This is a genomic window from Gynuella sp., assembly GCF_050297175.1.
Classification (GTDB): Bacteria; Pseudomonadota; Gammaproteobacteria; order Pseudomonadales; family Natronospirillaceae; genus Gynuella.
The window spans coordinates 175,186-198,340 of record NZ_JBNKSF010000039.1 but is presented as its reverse complement, the minus strand read 5'-3'; the positions used below and the strand labels follow the sequence as shown (position 1 = coordinate 198,340).

The 23,155-nt window shown below is 51.0% G+C and carries 14 protein-coding genes; 9 read left to right on the top strand and 5 right to left on the bottom strand.

The window, feature by feature from the left end:
• Window positions 1-370: 370 nt before the first annotated feature.
• The 3 genes from ACQY6I_RS17000 (at window position 371) to dbpA (ending at window position 8,406) form a co-directional block, all read left to right on the top strand.
• Window positions 371-5,371 carry a diguanylate cyclase gene (locus ACQY6I_RS17000; protein WP_428242694.1) on the top strand — a complete coding sequence of 1,667 codons (5,001 nt, stop codon included), beginning with the start codon at window positions 371-373 and terminating at the stop codon, window positions 5,369-5,371.
• A 32-nt stretch (window positions 5,372-5,403) separates the two neighbouring features.
• Window positions 5,404-6,816 carry a hypothetical protein gene (locus ACQY6I_RS16995; RefSeq protein ID WP_428242693.1) on the top strand — a complete coding sequence of 471 codons (1,413 nt, stop codon included), beginning with the start codon at window positions 5,404-5,406 and terminating at the stop codon, window positions 6,814-6,816.
• Window positions 6,817-7,014: 198 nt separating this feature from the next.
• Window positions 7,015-8,406 carry an ATP-dependent RNA helicase DbpA gene (gene dbpA, locus ACQY6I_RS16990; RefSeq protein WP_428242692.1) on the top strand — a complete coding sequence of 464 codons (1,392 nt, stop codon included), beginning with the start codon at window positions 7,015-7,017 and terminating at the stop codon, window positions 8,404-8,406.
• Between the two features lie 101 nt (window positions 8,407-8,507).
• On the opposite strand, the gene ACQY6I_RS16985 is transcribed toward dbpA, so the two are convergent.
• On the bottom strand, window positions 8,508-8,753 hold the full coding sequence (locus ACQY6I_RS16985; protein WP_428242691.1) for a hypothetical protein: 246 nt from the start codon (window positions 8,751-8,753) through the stop codon (window positions 8,508-8,510).
• A gap of 475 nt (window positions 8,754-9,228) precedes the next feature.
• Between ACQY6I_RS16985 and ACQY6I_RS16980 the strand changes: the two genes are divergently transcribed.
• Entirely contained in the window at window positions 9,229-11,190 is a 1,962-nt protein-coding gene (locus ACQY6I_RS16980) for a DNA topoisomerase III (RefSeq protein WP_428242690.1), read from the top strand.
• A gap of 8 nt (window positions 11,191-11,198) precedes the next feature.
• Here the strand turns inward: ACQY6I_RS16980 and ACQY6I_RS16975 are convergent, their stop codons facing one another.
• Window positions 11,199-11,576, bottom strand: a complete 378-nt coding sequence (locus tag ACQY6I_RS16975) for a hypothetical protein (protein WP_428242689.1) — start codon at window positions 11,574-11,576, stop codon at window positions 11,199-11,201.
• A 69-nt stretch (window positions 11,577-11,645) separates the two neighbouring features.
• On the bottom strand, window positions 11,646-12,260 hold the full coding sequence (locus tag ACQY6I_RS16970) for a TetR family transcriptional regulator (protein WP_428242688.1): 615 nt from the start codon (window positions 12,258-12,260) through the stop codon (window positions 11,646-11,648).
• A 355-nt stretch (window positions 12,261-12,615) separates the two neighbouring features.
• On the opposite strand from ACQY6I_RS16970, the gene ACQY6I_RS16965 reads away from it, so the two are divergent.
• Entirely contained in the window at window positions 12,616-13,773 is a 1,158-nt protein-coding gene (locus ACQY6I_RS16965; protein WP_428242687.1) for an efflux RND transporter periplasmic adaptor subunit, read from the top strand.
• 6 nt (window positions 13,774-13,779) lie between these two features.
• Complete coding sequence (locus tag ACQY6I_RS16960; protein ID WP_428242686.1) at window positions 13,780-16,920, top strand: efflux RND transporter permease subunit; 3,141 nt, start codon at window positions 13,780-13,782, stop codon at window positions 16,918-16,920.
• A 68-nt stretch (window positions 16,921-16,988) separates the two neighbouring features.
• Here ACQY6I_RS16960 and ACQY6I_RS16955 read toward each other — a convergent pair whose 3' ends face one another.
• Window positions 16,989-18,557: a methyl-accepting chemotaxis protein gene (locus tag ACQY6I_RS16955; RefSeq protein WP_428242685.1), complete on the bottom strand. Its 1,569-nt coding sequence runs from the start codon at window positions 18,555-18,557 to the stop codon at window positions 16,989-16,991.
• A 275-nt stretch (window positions 18,558-18,832) separates the two neighbouring features.
• Between ACQY6I_RS16955 and ACQY6I_RS16950 the strand changes: the two genes are divergently transcribed.
• Window positions 18,833-20,350, top strand: a complete 1,518-nt coding sequence (locus tag ACQY6I_RS16950) for a CoA-acylating methylmalonate-semialdehyde dehydrogenase (RefSeq protein WP_428242684.1) — start codon at window positions 18,833-18,835, stop codon at window positions 20,348-20,350.
• A 40-nt stretch (window positions 20,351-20,390) separates the two neighbouring features.
• On the opposite strand, the gene ACQY6I_RS16945 is transcribed toward ACQY6I_RS16950, so the two are convergent.
• Window positions 20,391-20,927 (bottom strand): DUF2301 domain-containing membrane protein, encoded by a 537-nt coding sequence (locus ACQY6I_RS16945; RefSeq protein WP_428242683.1) that lies wholly within the window; start codon window positions 20,925-20,927, stop codon window positions 20,391-20,393.
• A gap of 130 nt (window positions 20,928-21,057) precedes the next feature.
• Between ACQY6I_RS16945 and ACQY6I_RS16940 the strand changes: the two genes are divergently transcribed.
• Complete coding sequence (locus ACQY6I_RS16940) at window positions 21,058-21,870, top strand: MurR/RpiR family transcriptional regulator (protein WP_428242682.1); 813 nt, start codon at window positions 21,058-21,060, stop codon at window positions 21,868-21,870.
• 115 nt (window positions 21,871-21,985) lie between these two features.
• A complete protein-coding gene (locus tag ACQY6I_RS16935) occupies window positions 21,986-23,140 on the top strand; it encodes an amidase (protein WP_428242740.1) in 1,155 nt (384 codons plus the stop codon).
• Window positions 23,141-23,155 lie beyond the last annotated feature (15 nt).

The following is a 23,155-nucleotide window of genomic DNA, read 5'->3' as shown; positions in this document are numbered from 1 at the left end:
CAGCAATTTTTTGCAATGATTCAGTTGATTTCTGTTGGTTAACCAAATAACGGTATCGGTCGTTCGGTATCTATCAGTCGTTCCCGGTTTTCCGGTTGCAAATCTGAAGGTGGTTGTATTTTTTGTAAATTTCCAAATACTGCTAAGCTGATGCAAAGATCTCAATACGGATGTGAGGGGTTTTTCAGGTATTCACATTCTGGTTCAAACAGGGGAGTAGGCTGCATATAAAACCAGCTTTATCCTCAATCAAGGAACATATGGAAGGTCCATGGCCGGGTGATGATAAGCTATCATTGATGGCTAACAATTTATTGGTTGGGAAAAACCCATTTTATGAGAGTTTCTAAACACATTGATGGAGTCTTGTGTGCCTGCTGTTAATTTCAATCAGGTAACTTTGCTACACACAACGGCTTCTTCGGATCTGTTACTGACGAATGACGATCATGGCCGGCCGCTGCTGCTTAAGCGTAGCAGGTTCGAGGTGCCGGGTGTGTCCCATTTGGATATGTTGAACAACGAGTGTGCGTTGCTGGAACTATGTTGCCATCCGGCAATTATTCAACCTTATGGTGTTCAGTTGTGGCAGCAGCAGCCGGTATTGGTGCGGGAGTTTTTTGTTGGTCAGCCATTGGATGAATTGGTTGCCGTCACTACTTTTTTACCAGAGGCATTCGTCGACCTGGCGCTGCTCATGAGTGAGGCAATTGCGACGGTACATAACGCAGGTGTCATTCATGGCAATCTCAATCCGAGTCATATTCTGGTGGCTGAAGGCCTGCACAGTATCCGGGTGTTAGGGTTCAGTCAGGCGTTTCGTGTTCATAGTGACTGGAAAAGCCGACCCGATCCGCAGGGTGGAGATCCTCTCTATCAGGCCCCGGAATTTGATCGTAAACGTGCCGCACCACTGACCGAAAGCGCAGACATTTATGCGCTGGGAGCTATGTTTTATCTGATGCTCAGTGGTCATGCGCCCTATCTGTCGGAAGCGGGCACGCGGTTGCGGCTGAATAAAATGACTATCGAACCCGGCGATCTGCGGGCACAGCGTCCGGATCTGCCAGATGTGGTTGTGACGATCATCATGAAAATGATGGCCAAAACTCCTGAACAGCGTTATCAGAATCTTGCTTCGGTTGTCGTGGATCTGCAGATTTGTCGGGAAGCGTTGAAAGCCGGCCACAGGATCCCTGAGTTCAATATTGATCGCGCCAGCTTCATGACCAGTCTGTTTGCCAGCGATCATTTATATGGTCGCCAGGAAGCCATGAGTTCTTTGCAGGATGCCCTGCATAACTGTTGTGGCATGCCATTGTCGTTTGCGCTAGTGCGCGGCCCTTCTGGTATTGGGAAATCCAGTCTGATCGAAGCCCTGTTGAGCCGTCAGAGGCAGCACTCGTTCCGGTGTGCCAGGGTTAAGTTTGATCAGTTTCGCACCAACAGTCCGTTCGAACGTTTGTTTGCCTCATTGCGGGAAGTGTTGCGACAACTGTTGGTTGAACCCAAGGCAGTGCGGAGCCGCTGGAGTGAAAAGTTTTCCACTGTTCTCGGAGCTGAAGTTCAGATATTGATCGATGAGCTGCCAGAGCTGGCCCGGTTTATCGATCAACCGGCAGTCCCAGCATTGCTAGCACCCGGTGATGCCAAGGTGCGGCTGCATAGGTTGTTGACCCGTTTTCTGCAGACCATCAGTGAGCCGGACTGTCCGCTGTGCCTGTTCCTGGATGATTTGCAATGGTCTGACAGTGCCACGCTTGAATGGCTCGACAGTGCCCGTTACGAACTGTCGTCATGTCTGGTGATCATGACATTCAGAGATACCCGCGACCACATCACGCCAATACTGGAGGGGTTTCTGGGACGACTGGAGCGAGACGATGCGGGTGTGCTGGATCTGACACTGAGTCCATTGGCGACTGAGACCGTTGCCGAGATGTTTATTACACAATTATCCATGTATTCCCAGGCGGCCCATGATCTGGCCCGAGACATCTTCAGTAAAACCCACGGTAATCCATTCTTTATCATCGAGTATTTGAAACAGGCGCAGGAAAACAAAATGATCTGGTTTGATCCGGTCAGTTTTTCCTGGCGCTATGACAGGCATCGACAAAGCGATATTGCCATCAGCGATAACGTGGTGGAGTTCCTGAGCCACCGGTTTGAGTTTTTACCATCAGAGGTCCAGCAGGTATTAAAAACCGCCGCCTGTATCGGCAGCCGTTTCGAGATCACGATTTTACGCTCGCTGTTGAAGACCATTGCCGTGGAAACTGCGATCAGTCAGGCGGTTGAAGGTGGTTGGCTGTTGCAACAGTTGGAACAGAGCCGGCAGGTTTACATGTTTTCTCATGACCGCATGCAGCAGGCCGCACACTCACAATTGAGTCAGCAGCAGATCCAACAGATCCATCTGGAGATTGCCAACTACTTTTTCTGCCTTGGATGCCGGAGTCAGTATCTGTTTGAGTGTGTAAACCACTATAACACTGCACTTGGGCTGGTCGAGCAGGAAAACCTGTTGCGTGACATCGGTGAATTGAATCTGGCTGCAACCCGGCAGGCTAAAAAAAATGGCGATTTTCCTCTGTCATTGCGCTATATCCGGACCGCCATGGAGCTGTTGCTGCCGCACCACGTTGATGTCGTTAAAAAAGCAGAGTTATTGCGGGAACGGGCTGAATGTGAGCATCTGTGTAATCATCGTGAGGAAGCGCTGGAATATTATCGACAGGCCCTCGCCAGCACCTGGGATCAGCAGCATAAAACCTTACTGTATGAACTGTTGATCAAGTTTCACACCGATGCCGGGGATTTTGAGACCGCGTATAACACCGGTCGGATGGCTTTGCAGGAGCTTGGGCAGCCAATCGCGGCGGGTTTTAATCCGGTCCTGTTTATGGCCGATTTTATGCGCTTGAAATGGCGTTTGCGTCACTACCGGCCGGAACAATTATTGGATTTACCTGAAGCCACGAATGCCACGGCCATTGCGCTCATTCGGTTACTATCGGCCATGCAAAAGGCGGCTTATCAGCTTCGTCCTCAGTTGTGCGCGGCGTTGGCAGTGCGACAGCTGGAGCTGTGTCTGTCTTATGGCAACACCCGGGAGGCGGTAATCGGATATATGGTCTTTGGTGTGATTTTCCTCGGTGGTGCCAGGGGGGATTATCGCCTTGGTTATGAATACGGGCAGTTGTCTCTGGCAATGCTCAAACGTTTTAATAACGAGATGCAAAGTGCTGAGGTATTGTTCGTATACAGTTATTTTGCCCACTCGTGGAAGTTTGCCGCTACGGATACCGAGCGTTACCTGCAGCAGAGTTATGAGCAGGGGCTGATGATTGGTGACTGGTTTCATACCGGCTGTGCCGCTGCCGCGCAGATGCAGAGCCTGTTTATGCGCGGCGTCAGGCTGGATCGTATTCTGGATCGCTGCGAGACTCTGCAACCGACTTTGCAGCGAATTGGAGCAGTAGAGCATGAGCATGTGCTGACCGGCATTCGCCAGGCAGTTCTCAATCTTCGGTTCCCATCACAACAGTTACCACAGTTTGCCGTGGGTGAGTTCGATGAGCCTCAATATCTGGCCCGGCTGGAGTCTTATGGTTCACCGCATTTCGCACATTTTTACTATGTGAACAAACTGTTCGTGCTGTATTTGTTGGGTCATTATCAGGATGCCCTGACGGTATTGCAGCGTAGCCGGACATTTTTGAAAGGCTCCCGGGGTATGTTGCACAGCGCTGAACACTACTTTCTGGAGGCCATGTTGATTGCCAGACTGGCTGAACATAAACGTGGTTTTCGTCGTCAGGCTGAGGTTGTACGTATCAGGCAGATTGCCCGTCAGTTTTATCAATGGTCACAACAATGTCCGGAAAACTTTCTGGATCGCTATCAACTGATTAAGGCCGAGCTCACCCGTTTACGGGGAGATTCCCAGAAGGCGATTCAACAATACCTGAAGGCCGCTCAAACCGCACAGTTTCAGGGACATCTGAATCTGCAGCTGATCAGTCATCTGTTGCTGGCGGCACAATATGTTCGGTTGGCTCAACCCAAAGCCGCGGAAAGTCATGAGGCGGAGGTCTGGCAGTTGGGGAAAAAGTGGGGGTTATTTGATCATGATAGCAGCAGTGTTAATAAGATACTGCCACACCGTACCGTGAATATTGGTACCGATTCCCTGACTCGATCAGCAGAGACGCTTACCAGAGAGCGGCGGTTACCTCAGCTGCTTGAAACCCTGATGAATATTATTCTGGAAAATGTCACTGCCCAGCGTGCTATTCTGTTGTTGCAGTGCTCTCAGGAATTGTCTGTGGCGGCACGGGCATCGGTGGATACTGAGCAGCCAGAAGTCATGTTGAATGAGCCGTTATCACAGTCGCGCGAGTTGCCCCTTACGGTTATTAATTACGTCAGCTCGACTCTGGAGCCGATTATCATTGACGATGCCCGGCATTTCCCGCTGCTTATCAAAGACCCATACATTCATGAGCATCAGGTGCTGTCTGTTCTGTGCGCGCCGTTAATGTTGCAGGGGCAGTTGAAGGGCATTATTTATCTGGAAAACAATGCTGCCCCTTCGGTGTTTACCAGAGATCAGATGTCGTTGCTGAATTATCTGGGTGGCCAGATTGCCATCTCCATTGAAAATGCCAGGGTCTATCAGACGCTGGAGCAACGAGTCAGGGAGCGTACTCATGATATTGAGATCCAAAAGCAGGAACTGCAGGCTCAGTACGACACGATCCGGCTTCTGAACACACGTCTGACCAGAGAAAATGAAGAACGTCGACAGGCAGAAGAGCAGCTGCGTCAGGCAAATACCAAACTGCAACAGCTCGCCCGTACCGATAGCCTGACGCTTCTGGCCAACCGCCGGCATTTTAATGAGTTCCTGCATCAACAGTTTCTGTATTGTCGGCGGGAGTACAAAACATTATCGCTGTTGTTGTGTGATATTGACGATTTCAAAGCGTATAACGATCACTATGGCCACCAACAGGGTGACGAGTGTCTGAAAGCCGTGGCCCACTGTCTTAAAACAGTGGTTAACCGGCCAAGTGACCTGGTCAGCCGCTATGGTGGTGAAGAATTTGCCGTGGTATTGCCCGATACCGGTCTGCAGGGCGCATTGCAAGTGGCAGACTGGATTCATCAGGCATTGGCGCAGGCTCAGGTGGAGCATCGGTTTTCCTCGGTGACGTCGTATGTGACCCTCAGTATCGGTGTAAGCTGTGGTCCCGGAGACAACCAGGAACAACTGATCCAGCTGGCTGACAAGGCTCTGTACCAGGCTAAGCACCAGGGGAAAAACTGCACCCATGCTGACCAAATGGAATTACAGCTGCCATGACTTTATCCCCGACAACCACAAGGAGATTGCAGATGCCCTGCAAATATATGTTTTCAAAAATGATTCTGGCCTTTTTGGTACTGGCCGGCATGGCCCGGGCTGAGACCAGCGTAAACCCCTTTGCAGTCAATGATGGCAATATTCCTGCGCCATCAGAGTACCATGGTCCACTGTTTCAGTTGCACGTGAATTACCCGGATCAGCTTCCGCGCAAGATCACTATGCCCTGGCGAAAAGTACTGAATGGCCAGCCTCTGACCAAGGAAAACGCCTATCCGTTTGTTATGGCGCTGAAAAAATTTGTGGACAATCCCATGCGAATGTTTGTGACCCGGCCGGAAGCATGGAATAACAGTGCTCAGAAAGGCTGGTACAGCATGTTATGGGCCGGGGAAAATATTGCCGCTACCGGCTGGGAGGGTCGCGATGCCATTTATGGAACCTATACCGGCCAGATTCAACCGGCTTCGGTGTATAAGGACTCCGGTCTGACCGTAGATGTCCGTAATCATGCCGCCATCTATTACAATCAAACGGCTGCTTATGCACTGCATAAAGTCTGGCAGAAGTGTGATCCGGTGACTCGGCTTTGTCCTCCCAGTCTCAGTGACGGCGAAACACAGTTTCCGGAAGGTTCGGTCATTATCAAAGCCGCTGCCGCGACTGCAACTCCTGAACAGTGGCCGGTGTTGCAAGGTGCCGCCAAGTGGCAGATCTATCGTAAGCCATTCAATCTTCATGGCACTATCGAACAGGCCCCGCCGGTGGTCACCGATGTCCGGGTCGCTATTTTTGACATCATTGTCAAAGACAGTATTGCTGCACCACAAACCGGATGGGTGTTTTCGACGCTGGTGTACGACCGCGACGCTGCAGGAAAAGATGCCTGGGACCGTATGGTGCCCCTGGGTGCAATGTGGGGTAACGATCCCGATGTGAACTCCTTTCAACATCCGACCATGCCGTTGCAGGAAACCTGGGTAAATCCAGAGGCACCAGCCTACTCCACGGTCACCCTTGGCTATGGCGGTCGGTTATCAGGACCGTTTGATATTGCGGTAAAAACCGACGTGTATGTGGGTGAAAAACTGGTACCGGAACTGCGCAGTTCAGCATGTATGAGCTGTCATGGCACGGTTGCTTACTTTCCCGGTTACGATCAGATGCTGACGTATTTTTACCCGGCCAAAAGACCGATCACAGAACCACTGCGCATGCACGTTCCCGGGTCGGAAGACTGGAATCGCTGGTTTCAGAATCGACCGGGCGATGAAACCCAGTCTACTGTTGCCGGTGCCATTGCTTTGGATTACAGCACCTTTCTGGAAATGGTGCTGATGAACTATGCCTCTCAGGATCAGCTTGCACGTGGCGTGTTCGATGACGAAGAATACGAGCAATATTGGGACGCATGGCGTATTCTGCAGTCCGAATTCAGGCATTGATACATACTTTCCTGCCGGTATTGGTCGGCAGGCACTGCTTTAGAGAGTTTCTGAAAATGGTCTGTTTTCGTGCAGGATGTTATCAGCCCGTCCGAACGTAGCGCCCTCTCTAATCCTCATTCAGTCGACTAAACTACGGTTTTGTGAGCGGTGCTTCCAAAACCATTCCTATTTTTTAGAGGTTCCTTAGATTTATACATGTCACAATCATTTTCAGAATTACCGCTGTCACCAGCGATGCTTGATAATCTAAACGCACTTGATTATCACCATATGACACCCGTTCAGGCGCAGGCATTGCCGTTGATCCTGGCAGGGCGCGATGTGGTGGCCCAGGCCAAAACCGGCAGTGGCAAAACCGCAGCGTTTGGTATCGGATTACTGCATAAACTGGATGTCAGTAACTTTCAGGTTCAGGCACTGGTATTGTGTCCAACCCGCGAACTGGCCGACCAGGTTGCCAAGGAGGTTCGCAGACTCGGCCGTTTTACCCATAACATAAAAGTATTGATCCTGTGTGGCGGTATGCCGCTGGGGCCACAGATCGGCTCGCTGGAACATGGTGCCCATGTGGTGGTCGGTACCCCCGGACGATTGATGGAGCATTTGCGTAAACAGACATTGTCTCTGGCGAACCTGCAAACGCTGGTGCTGGATGAAGCGGACCGTATGCTGGATATGGGGTTTAGCGATGCCATTGCTGCCATCGTCAAAGAGTGCCCCGCTCAGCGTCAGACATTGTTGTTTTCGGCGACCTACCCTGAACAGATCGACACCATGACCAGCCGTTATTTACAACAGCCGCAGCGGGTTCAGGTGGAATCGGTCCATCATCATGAAGTGATTGCCCAGCACTTTTACCCGATTGATGCTCGGGCTCAGGGATATCAGTTGATTGAGCGTCTGCTCGCAACCCATACACCTGAGTCAACGGTTATTTTCTGTGCCACCAAACAGGAATGTCAGGAACTGGCTGATCAGTTGGCGGACGATGGTTACTATGCTCTTGCCATTCATGGCGATATGCAACAGCGGGAACGTGATCAGGTATTGCTACGGTTTTCCAATCGCAGCTGCTCGTTGCTGATTGCCACTGACGTGGCTGCCCGGGGGCTCGACTTCAAAGCCTTGGATCTGGTGATCAATTATGAATTGCCCAGAGATCCAGAAGTCTACATTCATCGGATGGGGCGAACCGGCCGTGCTGGTGAGCAGGGCCTGACCATCAGTCTGGTCACTGAGCGGGATATGCATCGGCTGGAGCGTATAGAACAGCTCATCAGACAACCCCCTGAATGGCACCATGAGAATGAACTGGCTATGGTTGATCAGAAGGGGTTGAAACCGCCGATGATCACCATCGCCATTGATGGTGGTAAGAAAAATAAAATCCGTCCGGGAGATATTCTGGGCGCATTGACGGGTGATGCCGGTTTTGCGGCGGATTTGATCGGGAAAATCGATATTTTTCCGTTTCATTCCTATGTGGCCGTACAGCGTCAGCACGGTAAAGCGATTCTGGCCCGACTGCGGGAGAGCACGATCAAAGGGCGTAAACTGAAAGTCAGATTGCTGGATCGGCTAAAGTAGCTGTAGACCAGACACGTCCGATACCGATGTTTTGAGTTGCTGGAAATGACTGCCGGCACCGGAGGTTTATTCCGGTGCCTTTAATGGGGGTCAATGTCCGTTTATTTGGCAGGTGGTGGTGGTGTTCCTTTAGCCTGTTCATCAGGCAGCGGACTGCTAGGTCTGGAATAACCTCTGGTGCTCATACAACTGTCCATGGCATCCTGGTCACCGTCGGCACTGGTAGAACATTCCTTGATGGCGGCTTCAAGCTCTTCTCTGTCCGGCGAGGTGGATGAGCTGTCTGCCAGCGACATGCCACTGGATAAAATCAGCGTCATGGCACCAATGACTGTTTTTGGTTTCATGATTGGCTCTCATACAAAAAATACCCGACGAGTGTGCCTGTTCTGACAGGTAAAAAAAGACCCCTTTACTTAAAAGCAGCATTGATTTGCAGGCTTTTAACGATATTGAGGAACAGTCGAGGCTGTCGTCGCTGATGAGTTCCATTTTGTGTTCCACGCAATTTATCCTGCGGTGCTGGAACGCCTTTTAAGTGTCGGTGGATGGTGACAAATCCGGACGGCGAATAAATACATTACTGTGCTGCTGAGGTCGCGTTTATGCTGACTACGCGAATAAATTTTGTGGATCAGCCATGGTTGGTCTGCATAAGCCTATAGCGTAGATTCGGTTATCGCATGATATTTCAGCCATCTTTCTACCGCATGATGTTTGAGGGCTGTCGATCCGCATGGAGGCTTTAACCGCCTGCCTTTGCTTGTTTTCTCGATCAACTCTCATATACTGGTCGTTTGTACAGTGTTCAGTGTTTGTTCTATGCGGTTGATTATTGCAGAAAAACCAAGTCTCGGGCGGGCCATTGCTGCGGTTCTGCCCAAACCCCACAACAAAGGTGAAGGGTTCGTACGTGCCGCCAATGGCGACGTGGTGAGCTGGTGCATCGGTCATTTGCTGGAGCAGGCTGAGCCGGAAGCCTATAGTCCAGCCTATAAACAGTGGAGCCTGGAAAGCCTGCCGATTGTCCCGGAGCAATGGCAACTGACGCCGAAGGCTCAGACCCGGCAGCAGTTAAGTGTATTGCGCAAGCTGGTAAAAGAAGCTGATCAACTGGTCCATGCTGGCGATCCGGACCGCGAAGGTCAGCTGCTGGTGGATGAGGTGATTGCGTACCTGAAAGTGCCCGCCGGTAAACGCAACAGCATGCTCAGGCTGTTGATCAGCGATTTGAACCCCCAGGCGGTGTCCCGGGCATTGGCTCAGTTGAAACCCAATCAGGATTTTCTGCCGTTATCGGTATCCGCCCTGGCGCGTTCGCGGGCTGACTGGTTGTACGGAATCAATTTGACACGCGCGTGTACCGTCAAAGGACAACAGGGTGGATTGAAATCCGTTCTGTCTGTTGGGCGGGTCCAGACCCCGCTACTGGGGTTGGTCGTGCGTCGGGATGAAGACATTGAGGCATTTGTCAGTCGCCCTTATTACGAAGTCCAGGCGGCCATTCATCTAACCCCGGAAGCTCCCTTTTGTTTTTATGCCAAATGGCAGCCGAGTGAGGCTTGTAGTGCTCATCAGGATGAAGAGGGGCGTGTGCTGAATCCTAAATTAGCGCAGAATGTGGCAGCCCGTATCCAGCATCAACCTGCACGGGTCGAGACGGTGGAGCGCAAGCAAAAACAACAGGCTGCACCATTGCCCTACAACCTTTCAACACTGCAGATTGAGGCCGCCAAAGCGTTTGGTCTCAGTGCCAAGCAGGTTCTGGATGGGTGTCAGAATCTGTATGAAAAATACCAGCTGATTACCTATCCACGATCGGACTGTCGTTATTTGCCTAATGAGCATTTTGCCCGTCGGCAGCAGGTGGTAAAGGCCATTGGTTGTCATGATCAAAACCTTACCGATGTCATTGCCGGTGCTGATCTGAACGTGCGTGGCAAAGCCTGGAATGACAGCAAGGTGGAAGCGCATCATGCTATTGTTCCTACGGAAAAAGCGTCAGCGGTCAATCATCTGACAACGGCTGAAAAACAACTCTATGGCATGATCGCGCGGCAGTATTTGCTGCAGTTTTATCCGCCATTCAAGTATGCCGATACCCGGGTCAGTCTGATCATTGCCGGTGGCCGGTTTGTGGCCACAGAACGGGAAACCATACAGCCAGGGTGGAAGCAGGCAATGCCCCGTTCGACGGCTCAGTCTCAGCAGGAACAGGAAAATCAGCCGCGCAAGCTGCCGGCATTGGAAAAAGGTCAGGAGGTGTGGAGTGGTGATCCGGTGGTCAATGAAAAACATACCCAGCCGCCGCAGCATTTTACCGATGCCTCTTTGCTCAGCGCGATGACTGGCATAAACCGGTTTGTCAAAAACCCTGATCTGAAAAAAGTCCTAAAAGACACAGATGGTCTTGGAACAGAAGCCACCCGGGCGGGGATTATCGAGCTGTTGTTTAAACGTGGTTTTTTGCAACGGAATGGTAAGAATATCCGTGCGACAGAGTTGGGGCGGGCACTGGTTAACACCCTGCCGGAAAGTACAACAGTACCGGACATGACTGCTCATTGGGAGAAACAATTAAATGACATCAGCGAACGGAGTCTGAATTACGAACACTTCATGCAGCCGATGTTGAGTCAGCTGCAGCAATTGGTAACCCAGGCGTGCAATTTGAATGTTCAGGCATTTCAGGGCATCAAAACAGAAAAAACCGCGCACCGGCGCAGTCGTCGCAAGACCGCCCGGAAACCGCGCGCCAGTGGCAGCCGAAAGAAGGCATCATGACCTCGTGTTCACGATTGGGAGTCGATAACGCCTTGAGTTGTGATTTGGTCTCTATGCCGTTTTTCTGCTGCGGACAATTGTTTGCCCAGTAACAACAAGCCTATGGCCATGGCCAGTAACGCAAGATAATTAATACTTGCGACGACATAGTGGGAGATCAGTGAATAACTAGCCAGTTGTTCAGTACTGAAATGACGAGCGACAAGCTGTTGCGGGATAAATTCTAGGGCGGTCAGCACCTTAATAACAATACCGATGACAATTAAGTTGGGGCCGGCTCCTTTGGCAAACGTCGGCCACTGGTGCACTGCGTATATGGCTATGATTGGCGGTAATAACAGGATTAGGGCAGAAATGATTAACAGTATGATGGCGAGTACAGGCATGGCAGATCCTTGGGCGATGATTTTCAACGTATTTTTATGCTACGGGGTGACGACCGCGGTGTCATCGATTTATAAGGGGCGCGTCAATCCGGCCAAATACGTATCAATAGCAGCCATGCCGTCGCGAATCAGATCACAGTAGTTCGGATCGGCCAGCCATGAATACACAATACCCTGGGTAATTGAGAATAAAGCTACTGCCACTTGATGAGGATCGATGTGGTCAGGAAGGTCGCCATTGCTTATGGCTTGTTCAAGATCCTGTTTCATTTCCTGATATATTTCGTTGCGAATGTCTCGATAGTGTTCATGAATGGTATCGTGGACATCCACCATTTCGCATTTAAGCATGGTAATGGTCTGAACATTCTGAGCAGAACGATCTTGGGCAATTAACGTAAGGTAACCAAGACAGCAGGCATGTAATTTCTTGAGCATGGACGTTTCTGCACACTGTGATAATGTGAGCTGCTCCATGGGATAGAAACAACGTTCAATCAATGCGGCAATCAATGCCTGCTTATCGCCAAAATAATGGTACAGGGCACCACGGGTGACTCCGGCAGCATGGGCGATGTCATTTAATGTAGTGGCGCTGACGCCATGTCTGGAAAACTCATTTTCGGCGGCATCCAATAATGCCTGATAAGTTTCCTGCGCAGCCTCTTTGGTTTTTCGAGCCATGGAATCTCTATCCCGGGTTACTTTACGTATTCTATAAGATGTGTGATATTAACATGCATTCATGTATGTATATATAATGAAAAACTGCTGTTGTTAGGTTCCAGCTCTATTTGTTTTTTCATGCTTATTAAATTGTTCCGGATTTGAGGCTGTCAGTTTTTTAACCGGATGATTTATGCAGCTACCTATAAAGTTCCCGGCTTTTTAATTGCTTGTAAACCGGAAAGCGGTTTGGGATGCATTTTTGCTGGAAGTTTGTCCTTTGACATATTTTTTTTGCAACGACCCAGAGCGTTGGGTAGACCGCATGCAACGGCCTGATAAAAGCGTATTCAACTTCTGAGGAAATTGGCTCATGATTAAGATCAAACCTTTCAAGTGCTGGCATATTTCGCTGTTACTGTTAAGCAGTGCGGCGATGCTGACAGGCTGTGGCAGTGAGGAAAAAAATGTAGGCAGCGTGCCGGCAGGTCCGCCACCTGTTGAGGTGGGAACCATAACGGTCAGTACCCAGCCTCTTGATATTACCTCGCGGTTATCCGGGCGTACCAGTGCTTATCGGGTTGCAGAAGTACGACCCCAAGTGGAAGGTATCGTATTGAAACGATTGTTTGTTGAAGGCAGTACGGTAGAAAGCGGACAGGTGCTATACCAGATCGATCCGGTCCGTTATGAAGCAACTCTGGCCAGTGCTGAAGCAGAATTGGCCAAAGCCCAGGCCAATCTGGTTTCGGCCAGCTTGCAGGCGGAACGCTATCGCGACCTGGTTAATCGTAAGATGGTGAGTCAGCAGGCTAATGATGACGCAGAAGCGTCTTTCCGTCAGGCTGAAGCTGCGGTAAAGGCTGCCCAGGCAAGTGTTAGAAGCGCGAAAATCAATCTGGATTATACTCAGGTAAAAGCTCCAATCAGCGGCCAGATCGGTCGTTCCACGGTCACTGAAGGAGCACTGGTGACTGCTAATCAGATGTCTGCCATGGCGACCATCAAGCAGCTCGATCCACTCTATGTCGACCTTTCTCAATCCAGTACTGACCTCCTCAGACTGCGCCGTCAGGCTGGCAAAAACAGCAAACAACTCAGCGGCATCAAAGTAATACTGGATGATGGCACTGTGGTTGAGCAACCGGCCACGATGCAGTTCGCCGATGTGTCTGTCAGTGAGGATACCGGCACTGTGACCGTGCGGGCATTATTGCCCAATAGTGATCAGTTCCTGATGCCTGGTCTGTATGTGCGTGCTGAAGTGCCGATTGAGCATCGCGATGAGGCCATCCTGGTTCCTCAGGCGGCGGTGATTCGTGATCCCACCGGTGGTGCTCAGGTCATGCTGGTAAATGCTGAGAGCAAAGTTGAGGTTCGGCCGATCATTGCCAGTCAGGTAATCGGTACTTCCTGGTTGGTGGATTCTGGGCTTAACGCGGGTGATCAGGTGATTGTCAGTGGTCTGCAGAAAGTGCGACCCGGGGCAAGCGTTGTGATTGCCAAACCGGCACAGGCCCCGCAGGAGTAAGTATACATGTCTCGTTTTTTTATTGATCGACCCATTTTTGCCTGGGTGATTGCTATCGTCATCATGCTGGCTGGCGGGCTGTCGATATTGTCCTTGCCGGTTTCCCAGTATCCTTCTATTGCGCCACCGACGGTCAGTATTAATGGTAGTTATCCAGGGGCCTCTGCCAAGGCTCTGGAGGACAGCGTTACCCAGATTATCGAACAGAATATGAATGGTCTGGATAATCTGCTGTACATGTCTGCGACCAGTGATTCCTCTGGTAGTTTTTCGGTGACTCTGACCTTCGATTCCGGTACTGATCCGGATATCGCCCAGGTGCAGGTGCAGAACAAACTGGCGCTGGCCACACCGCTGTTGCCTCAGGAAGTTCGTACCCAGGGTGTGAGAGTTTCCAAGACGTCTGCCAGCTTCCTGATGGTGATCGGGTTTATTTCCACCGGTGGCACCATGAGTTCTGCTGACTTGTCTGATTACGTGATCTCAAATGTTAAAGATCCTATCAGTCGTGTTGACGGGGTTGGTGAAGTGCAGGTTTTCGGAGCCCAGTACGCCATGCGTGTTTGGTTGAATCCGAATAAACTCAATAGCTTCAGTCTAACGCCATCCGATGTGACTGCAGCCATTGCTTCTCAGAATACCCAGGTCTCTGTTGGTCAATTAGGGTCGCTGCCAGCAGTATCCGGGCAGCAGTTGAATGTTACTATCACCGCTCAGGGACAGTTGCAAAGTGTTGAGCAGTTCGAGCAGATTCTGCTCAAAGTGAATCCCGACGGCTCTCAGGTCAGGTTGAAAGATGTGGCTCGAGTTGAAATGGGGGGTGAAACTTACGCGTTCTCAACCCATTACAATGGCCAGGTCGCCGGTGGTATGGCTTTACGTCTGGCAACCGGTGCCAATGCATTGGATACCGCTGATGCAGTGCGGGCACGTATGGCAGAACTGACACCGGCGTTTCCCGAAGGGCTTGAGGTTATTTATCCTTACGACACCACACCATTTATCAAAATCTCCATTGAAGAAGTGGTCAGAACTCTGTTTGAAGCAATCGTACTGGTCTTCCTGGTGATGTATCTGTTTCTGCAGAATTTCCGTGCCACACTGATCCCAACCATTGCTGTACCTGTGGTATTGCTGGGTACTTTTGGGGTCATGGCTGCATTTGGCTTTTCTATTAATACCTTAACAATGTTTGGTCTGGTGCTGGCAATTGGTCTGTTGGTGGACGACGCCATTGTGGTGGTTGAGAACGTCGAGCGGGTCATGATGGAAGAAGGGCTGTCGCCTCGAGAAGCGACTCGTAAGTCCATGGGGCAGATTACCGGCGCGCTGATCGGCATTGCGCTGGTATTGAGTGCGGTATTTGTACCAATGGCCTTTTTTGGCGGTGCAACCGGGGCGATCTACCGGCAGTTCTCGGTGACCATTGTGTCCGCCATGGTGCTGTCGGTTGTGGTGGCGCTGGTATTGACGCCGGCTTTGTGCGCATCCATTCTGAAGCCTGTTAAAAAAGGCGATCATGGTATTCGCCGTGGACCGATTGGCTGGTTTAACCGTGGTTTTGATTGGAGCGTGGATAAATATCAGTGGGTGGTCTCGAAAGGCATTCGCCAGTTTTTCCGTTATCTGCTGGTTTATGTATTGATTATCGCCGGTCTGGTGGCTCTGTGGCAGCGTCTGCCGACATCATTTTTGCCGGAAGAAGACCAGGGTGTGATTCTTGGTATGGTGCAATTGCCTGCCGGAGCGACTCAGGAGCGCACACTGGAGGTCATGAAGAAGGTTCAACAGCACTTTCTTAATGCAGAAAAACAGACCACCGATGCAGTTTTTGATGTCGTAGGTTTCAGCTTTGCCGGTCAAAGCCAGAACATGGGTATGGTGTTCATCAAGTTGAAAGACTGGAAAGAGCGGGAACACAATCCGGCGATGTCGGTTAATGCCATTATCGGCCGTGCCTGGGGTGCGTTATCGCAGATCAAGGAAGGTCAGGTATATGTCTTTAATCTGCCGGCAATGCCGGAGCTGGGTACTGCCAATGGTTTCGACGCCTACCTTCAGGACAATGGTAATCTGGGGCATGAGAAGCTTATTGCTGCACGTAACCAACTGCTGGGTATGGCTGCACAGGACCCGAGTCTGACGGCCGTGCGTCCCAATGGTATGGAAGATACGCCGCAGTTCAATATCGATGTCGATTATGAAAAAGCCATGGCTCTTGGTGTCTCTGCTTCCAGCATCAATGCCATGCTGTCTACGGCATGGGGGTCGAATTACGTCAATGGTTTTATTGATCGTGGCCGGGTTAAAAAAGTCTATGTGCAGGCAGATGCGCCTTATCGGATGAATCCGGAGGATTTGAGTCTGTGGCACGTTCGTAATAGCGCCGGTGAGATGGTGCCCTTTGATAGTTTTGCCCAAACCCGCTGGAGTTATGGCTCGCCGAGACTGGCACGTTTCAATGGTTTGTCGGCAGTTAATATTCAAGGGTCCGCAGCACCTGGTAAGAGTACTGGTGATGCCATGACAGCCATGGAAAATCTGGTGGCGAAGTTGCCGGCAGGTGTCAGCCTGGCGTGGAACGGGGTGTCTTATCAGGAACGCCAGTCCGGCTCGCAGTCGGGTGCCTTGTATGCGATTTCTCTGCTGGTGGTGTTTCTCTGCCTGGCGGCGTTGTATGAAAGCTGGACGATTCCGTTTTCAGTTATGTTGGTTGTGCCGCTGGGGGTATTTGGTGCAATTGTCGCTGCATTTATGCGGGATTTGTCCAACGATGTCTATTTCCAGGTCGGGCTGCTGACTACTATTGGGCTTTCGGCCAAAAACGCCATCCTGATCGTAGAGTTTGCCAAGAACCTGTATGACCAGGGTGAGGACTTGCTAAAAGCTACGGTTGAAGCATGTCGTATGCGCTTGCGGCCAATTCTGATGACTTCTTTGGCCTTCTGTTTGGGCGTCTTGCCTTTGGCCATCAGTACGGGTGCCGGGGCTGCCAGCCGTAATGCTATTGGTACCGGTGTTCTGGGTGGCATGATTGCAGCGACCGTGCTGGCTGTCTTTTTCGTACCGGTCTTTTTTGTGCTGGTTATGAAACTGTTCGGAGGCAATCGCCGGAAGCTGCATACCAATCTGATGAAAACCGACTGATTATCTGTCATCGCATACTAAAAGGCCTTCAATTGAAGGCCTTTTTTGTGTCTGAAGCCGTCTGCTGGTTAAGAGTGAAAGCGTTCAACCAGCATAAACTGTTTCTTGGCAAGATCGCTGATCTGAAGGGCCAAATCAGCGGATTTGTTGGCTTCTTCTTCAACCTGGTTGGAAATGTTAACGATATTTACAGTATTGTTCATGATCTCGTTGGCGGTATTGGATTGTTCTTCTGTTGCTGTGGCAATCTGTATCGACATTTCCTCAATTGCGTTGACCGACTTCAGAATGTCATCAAAAGTCGTGGATATCCGACATAATTCGTCAGCGCTGGTTGCGGTCATTTGCTGGCACACTTCCATGGCCTGAGATGCGCTATCGGATGTTTGTGTCAGGTTGGTGATGATGCCTTCGATGTGTTCAGTCGATTCCTGGGTGCGCTGTGCCAGGGTGCGCACTTCATCAGCTACAACCGCAAAACCGCGGCCATGATCACCGGCACGAGCGGCTTCAATGGCGGCATTTAGAGCCAGTAGGTTGGTTTGCTCAGCAACACTGCGGATAACTTCAATTACCTCTGAAATCCTCTGGCTGTTGGCGGTCAGTTGGGTCAAAGACTCACTGAGAACACGAACGGTATCGGAGAGTTTCTGCATGGACTGGTTGCCCTGACCCAGTGCACTTACACCACTGCTGACTTCATCTTTAGCATCGCGGGTTGATGAGGAGGTATGGCTGGCGGCCTGTGCTGCTTCGTTGATCGCCTGTGCCATCTGGTGAATGGCTGTGGCAAGCATATCGGTTTCTTCACGCTGCTTGGACATACTTTGCTGAGTCACTCTGACCTGTTCGGCTGTCAGGTCTGAGAAATGGGAAAGGTCATGAGCAGATGCTCCGAAGCGCCCAAGAGCGGTTCGCAAGCGGGATTTATTGGCCAGATGCATGAATCTGAGTTGACCAATTTCATCAGTGCGGCCGGTATACATGTAAGTGGCAAACAGATCGATATTGCCCATGGAGGCAATCAGTTTGCGCAGTCGGAGGCGATAGCCAAAATTTGTCGCAACAGCGGCCAGCAGGCTGACGGCAATATCGAAGCTAAAGGCAGCCAGACTTATTTCTCCATGGAAGATAGAGATGCATGAGAGTGGAACAGCTAGCCCTGCAGCCAGAATGCAGGTGGTTTTTATCTGAGCTTTATAGCGTTGCCACCAGGAGGCCATGGTTTTGCCGGCATTGATACGTCGATAGACTTCGTTCGCCCGGGAGACCAAGCTTGCTGATGGTTTGAACCTGACTGATTCGAAGCCGATAACCTTCCCTTGATCCAGGACGGGGGTTACGTAGGCATCCACCCAGTAATAACTGCCATCTTTGCAGCGATTTTTGACCAGTCCCATCCATGGTTTGCCGGTCTTTATCGTATTCCATAGCATGTTGAAAGCGAGGGGAGGCATGTCTGGATGGCGAACAATGTTGTGAGGTTGGCCGATTAGTTCTTCTCGATTGAAGCCAGAAATTTTTAAAAAGGTATCGTTGCAGAAACTGATCTGTCCTTTGACATTGGTGGCAGATACCAGCTCTTCTCCATCTGCTAAAACAATTTCCTGATCTTTGACCGGCAAATTTTGTCGCATTGCCTATTCCTCTGTATTTGTTTTTACGCACACACACCGGAGGTTTGAATATGTGTCGCTACTAGCCAAATAATTTGGGCTCCAGTTATGAGCCTAGACCAATTTAGGTATTCTGCACAAAGTGCGACAGGAAAGTTGTCGACTGCTTTTTTTTCGTGGGCTGATATGCATCAAATAATCGAGCAATAATTCAGTGTGATTTTTAATAGAACAAGTTTTCTATTTTTTATTGATTTAGACTATTTGTTCTAAAAATCACTGAAGGTAAGATGGCTATGACACATGATGTTCCGCGCAAACTGAAATATTATGCGGCTGGCTGGCATGAATCCCACACCAGCGAGTTTATGAACTGCTACAACCCCTCCACAGGTGATGTTATTGCACTGGCTCCCAAGTGTACGGCTGCTGAAGTGGAACTGGCTATTGCGGCCGCCAAGGCAGCATTCCCTGCCTGGTCAAATACCCCGCCGAACAAGCGGGTGCAGGTACTGTTTCGATTGAAGTCTCTACTGGATCAACATCTTGATGAGCTGACTGAATTGCTTGCAAGAGAAAACGGCAAGGTCTGGGACGAAGCCAAAGGAGATGTGTTAAAGGTCATCGAAGTCGTCGAGTTTGCCTGCGGTGTTCCGCATTTGATGAAAGGGCCGGCGATCATGAACGTCACCAGTGGTTACGACACGGTCCAGTTCATGGAACCGATGGGGGTATTCGCTGGTATCGCTCCCTGGAACTTCCCGGCTATGATTCCGATGGGATGGATGGCGCCGATGTGTGTGGCAACCGGTAATACGCTGGTACTGAAAGCGGCCAGCTATGTACCTCAAAGTGCCATCCGTATTCTGGAATTGTGGGAACAGGCCGGATTGCCCGCCGGTGTGATCAATCTGGTGACCTGCTCCCGCCACGAAGCCGAATTGCTGATGACCCATCCAGATATCAAAGGAGTTTCCTTTGTGGGCTCCACGAGTGTTGGCAAGCATATTTATGCCACCGCGGCTGCTCATGGTAAACGCGTACAGGCGCTGACCGAAGCCAAAAACCATGCTTTGGTCTTAAAAGATGCTGCCATTGAAAGAACCGCTGCCGGCATTATGAATTCGGCGTTTGGTTGTGCTGGTGAGCGCTGCATGGCATTGCCCGCAGTGGTGGTTGAAGAAGCGGTTGCCGATGAACTCGTGGCGACTCTGACACGCATGATCAAGGCGATCAAAATTGGCCCGGCCTGGGATAAAAACAGTCAGCTTGGACCGGTCATCAACTCGGATCATCGTGAATTCGTTCGTCAGTGGATTGATCGGGGAGTGACGGAAGGAGCCCGGTTGGTCGTAGATGGTCGCGATGTCACCGTAGATGGTTATCGGGATGGTTTTTATCTCGGACCGACATTGTTTGATCATGTGACACCTGAGATGTCCATTGGTGACAAAGAAGTCTTTGGTCCGGTGTTGTGTATTAAGCGGGTCAAGGATTTTGAGGAAGGCCTCGAGTTAATGAATGCCAATGAGTTTGCCAATGGCAGCGTGATCTATACCCAGTCCGGTTATTATGCCCGTGAGTTCAGCAAGCGGACTCATGGCGGCATGGTGGGAGTAAATGTGGGGATTCCGGTACCCCTCGGGATTTTCGGCTTCACCGGGCATAAGAACTCGTTTTTCGGAGATCTTCACGCCATGGGTACTGATGGCGTGCGGTTTTTTACGGAGTTGAAGACTGTTACCAGCCACTGGTTCTCAGAAGCAGAAGCCAAAGAAGGAAAAATCCGCAACAGTTGGGACGGCACCATCTAATTATATTTAGTCAGATACGGCGGTTCTGGCCGCCGTGGTATCACAACTGATAGTTGCGCTTGTCACCGATGTCAAAATGTAATGGCATGCGCCATTTGGCGATGGCCATAATAATCAGGGCAATGGCAGTCACCAGCAACAATAACCGGTAACCGTCTGACCAGCCGCTGACCCGCAATAGCCAGTCAACGGCAAACACTGCCGGCATCAGACGCAGGAAGGGGATCTTAAAACAGAAACTTTCTTTAAAGCAGAGGGCCCCGAGTACCAGATAGGCGGCACCGACACCCAGCAACTCAAACACCTTTAGTGATCCATAGGCCGTGGCCAGGGTCAGTAGCACCGCCAGCCATCCACACCCCTGAACGATCAAACGAATGTTTTTGTCGTAAATGTGCAGGGAAAAACAGCACAAGGTTATTGCCCCCATGAGCAGCCACTGGCTGAACACCGCGTAGTCCGCAGATACCACCATCATCAGCAGTGCCAGTGGGGCAAGGGTCAGGCCACTGCGATAAAGAATCACTGTCATGATATCCCAGCGGTCGAGATGTTCTTTAATGTGCGGGTCGGCCATGGAGTGATACTCAGTTGTCAGGAATCAGTGAGCTTAACACCGGACTTCGGAGGCTTGAAGCACAGACAGATTTTGCCTGCCGGTTCATAAACTGCCATGATACTGAAACGAATGTTTCAAGAGGTCGCTTATGTCTTTACAACGACGGATAGAAAACAGCTGGCAGGGGTTATCGCCTTCGGAGCGGAAAATTGCCGTATTGTTGGAGCAGAATCAGCAAATTGTGGTGAGTCACTCGGTGGCTGAAATTGCGACCATGGCTAGTGTCTCCAAGGCGACCGTCAGTCGTTTTTTTCGTTCCCTGGGATATGACGATCACATGGCTGCCCGGTTGGAATTGCGATCCAGCCGGGAGTCAGGTGTGCCGGTACAATTGACTTCCATCACCCCGCCTGAGGCATTGCAGGAGGAGTGGCAGAATCTGGTTCAGGCTCATAAGGATTTTGATCGTCAGGAAAGTGCGCTGGCGGATGCCGTGTTGGCTGCCGAGAACATCTATATTCTGGGATTTCGTAACGGCTACCCGGCCGCCCGTCATTTACGTCAGCAACTGGTGCAACTGCGTTCCAGAGTCTCGCTGCTGCCGGCAGCTGGTCAGACATTGGCTGAAGACATGGTGGATATCGGTGCTCGCGATCTGGTGATTCTCATGGGGTTTCGCCGCCGCATCAAATCATTCAAGCCATTGATCCAGGGGTTGAACCGGCAGTTGGGTCAACAGCAACTGGTATTGTTGACCGATCCGACTGGCAGTGGTTATGGGCAATGGGTGGGTACTACGGTGATCTGCCCGCTCGGTGCACAGCAACCGATGGACAATTACAGTGTGGTATTCAGCCTGATCTCCCGACTGGTGAATACCGTTGCAGAGCGGGCCGGATCTCTGAAACGCATACAGCAGATTAAGACCCTTTATGAAGAGCTGGATGAACTGGATCTTTGAGGGATATTTGCAACAGCGGCTATCCAAAACGTTTCTTTGCCAAAGCCGGAAAAACAGTTGCAAGAAACAAATGTTTCTATAATACTCAAGAAAAGGAAACAAACGTTACGTGACTATGAAACCCGATTTCCTACATTACCAACCTGATTATCTGCTGCCCGGTGAGGGTCCGTTGACCGGATTAACCCTGGGGGTCAAAGACTTGTTTCACATTCAGGGACTGCCAACGTCGGCCGGTAATCCGGACTGGCTGAGCAGCCATGAGATTCCGGAACAAACCAGCCCAGTGGTGGATGCCCTGATGCGTGCGGGTGCCAGATTTATCGGCAAAACCCTGACCGACGAGTTGGCCTACAGCCTCAATGGGGTCAATGGACATTATGGTACCCCGGTTAATCCCGCGACCCCTGATCGCTTGCCAGGCGGTTCCAGCAGTGGCAGTGCTACGCTGGCGGCCAGTGGGCAAATCGATATCGGTCTCGGTACTGATACCGGTGGTTCCATCCGCATACCAGCGAGCTATAACGGTTTATATGGATTACGGCCGTCCCATGGTCTGATTTCCACTGCTGATCTGGTTGCTCTGGCACCGCGTTTTGATACCGTCGGCTGGCTGTGTCGTGATGCGCATACGCTGGCAGCCGTCGGGCATTGTCTGCTGCCATCCCAAACGGTTCAGTCCGAGCCTCAGTGGTTGTGGCCAAAACAATTGTGGGATGGGCTCGAATATGCCGGTGCTATTCAGCGTTGTCTGCCAAAGACCTGGCAATATTCCGTGATTGAAGGGCCCGATTGGTCCTGGCTGGCAGAGTGCAGCAGCGTGTTCCGCACCTTGCAGGGGCGTGCGATATGGCGCCAGCATGGTGAATGGATTACTCGTTGCCAGCCTCGGTTCAGCGCGGATATCCATGAACGGTTTGTTTGGGCTTCGCAGCTGACCGAACAACAGGAACAGCAGGCTGAACAGCAACTGACGCAGATCCGGACAGATATGCAACACTGGCTGCCGGAAGAAGGCGTAATGTTGTGGCCGACAGCACCTGGATTATCACCATTACTGACTCTGCCGGCAGATGACATGGCCGCCTATCGAATCAAAGTCATGGGATTGACGGCACCGGCCGGTTTGTGTGGCTGGCCGCAACTGCATATTCCGGCATTGACCTTGGCAAATGGCGGTCGTTACGGTTTTTCGCTGCTGGCCCGGGGTGGACAGGACACAACCTTATTACAACTGGCTCAACAGTTTACCGACAACCAAAACCATTAATCGGAGAACTTACTG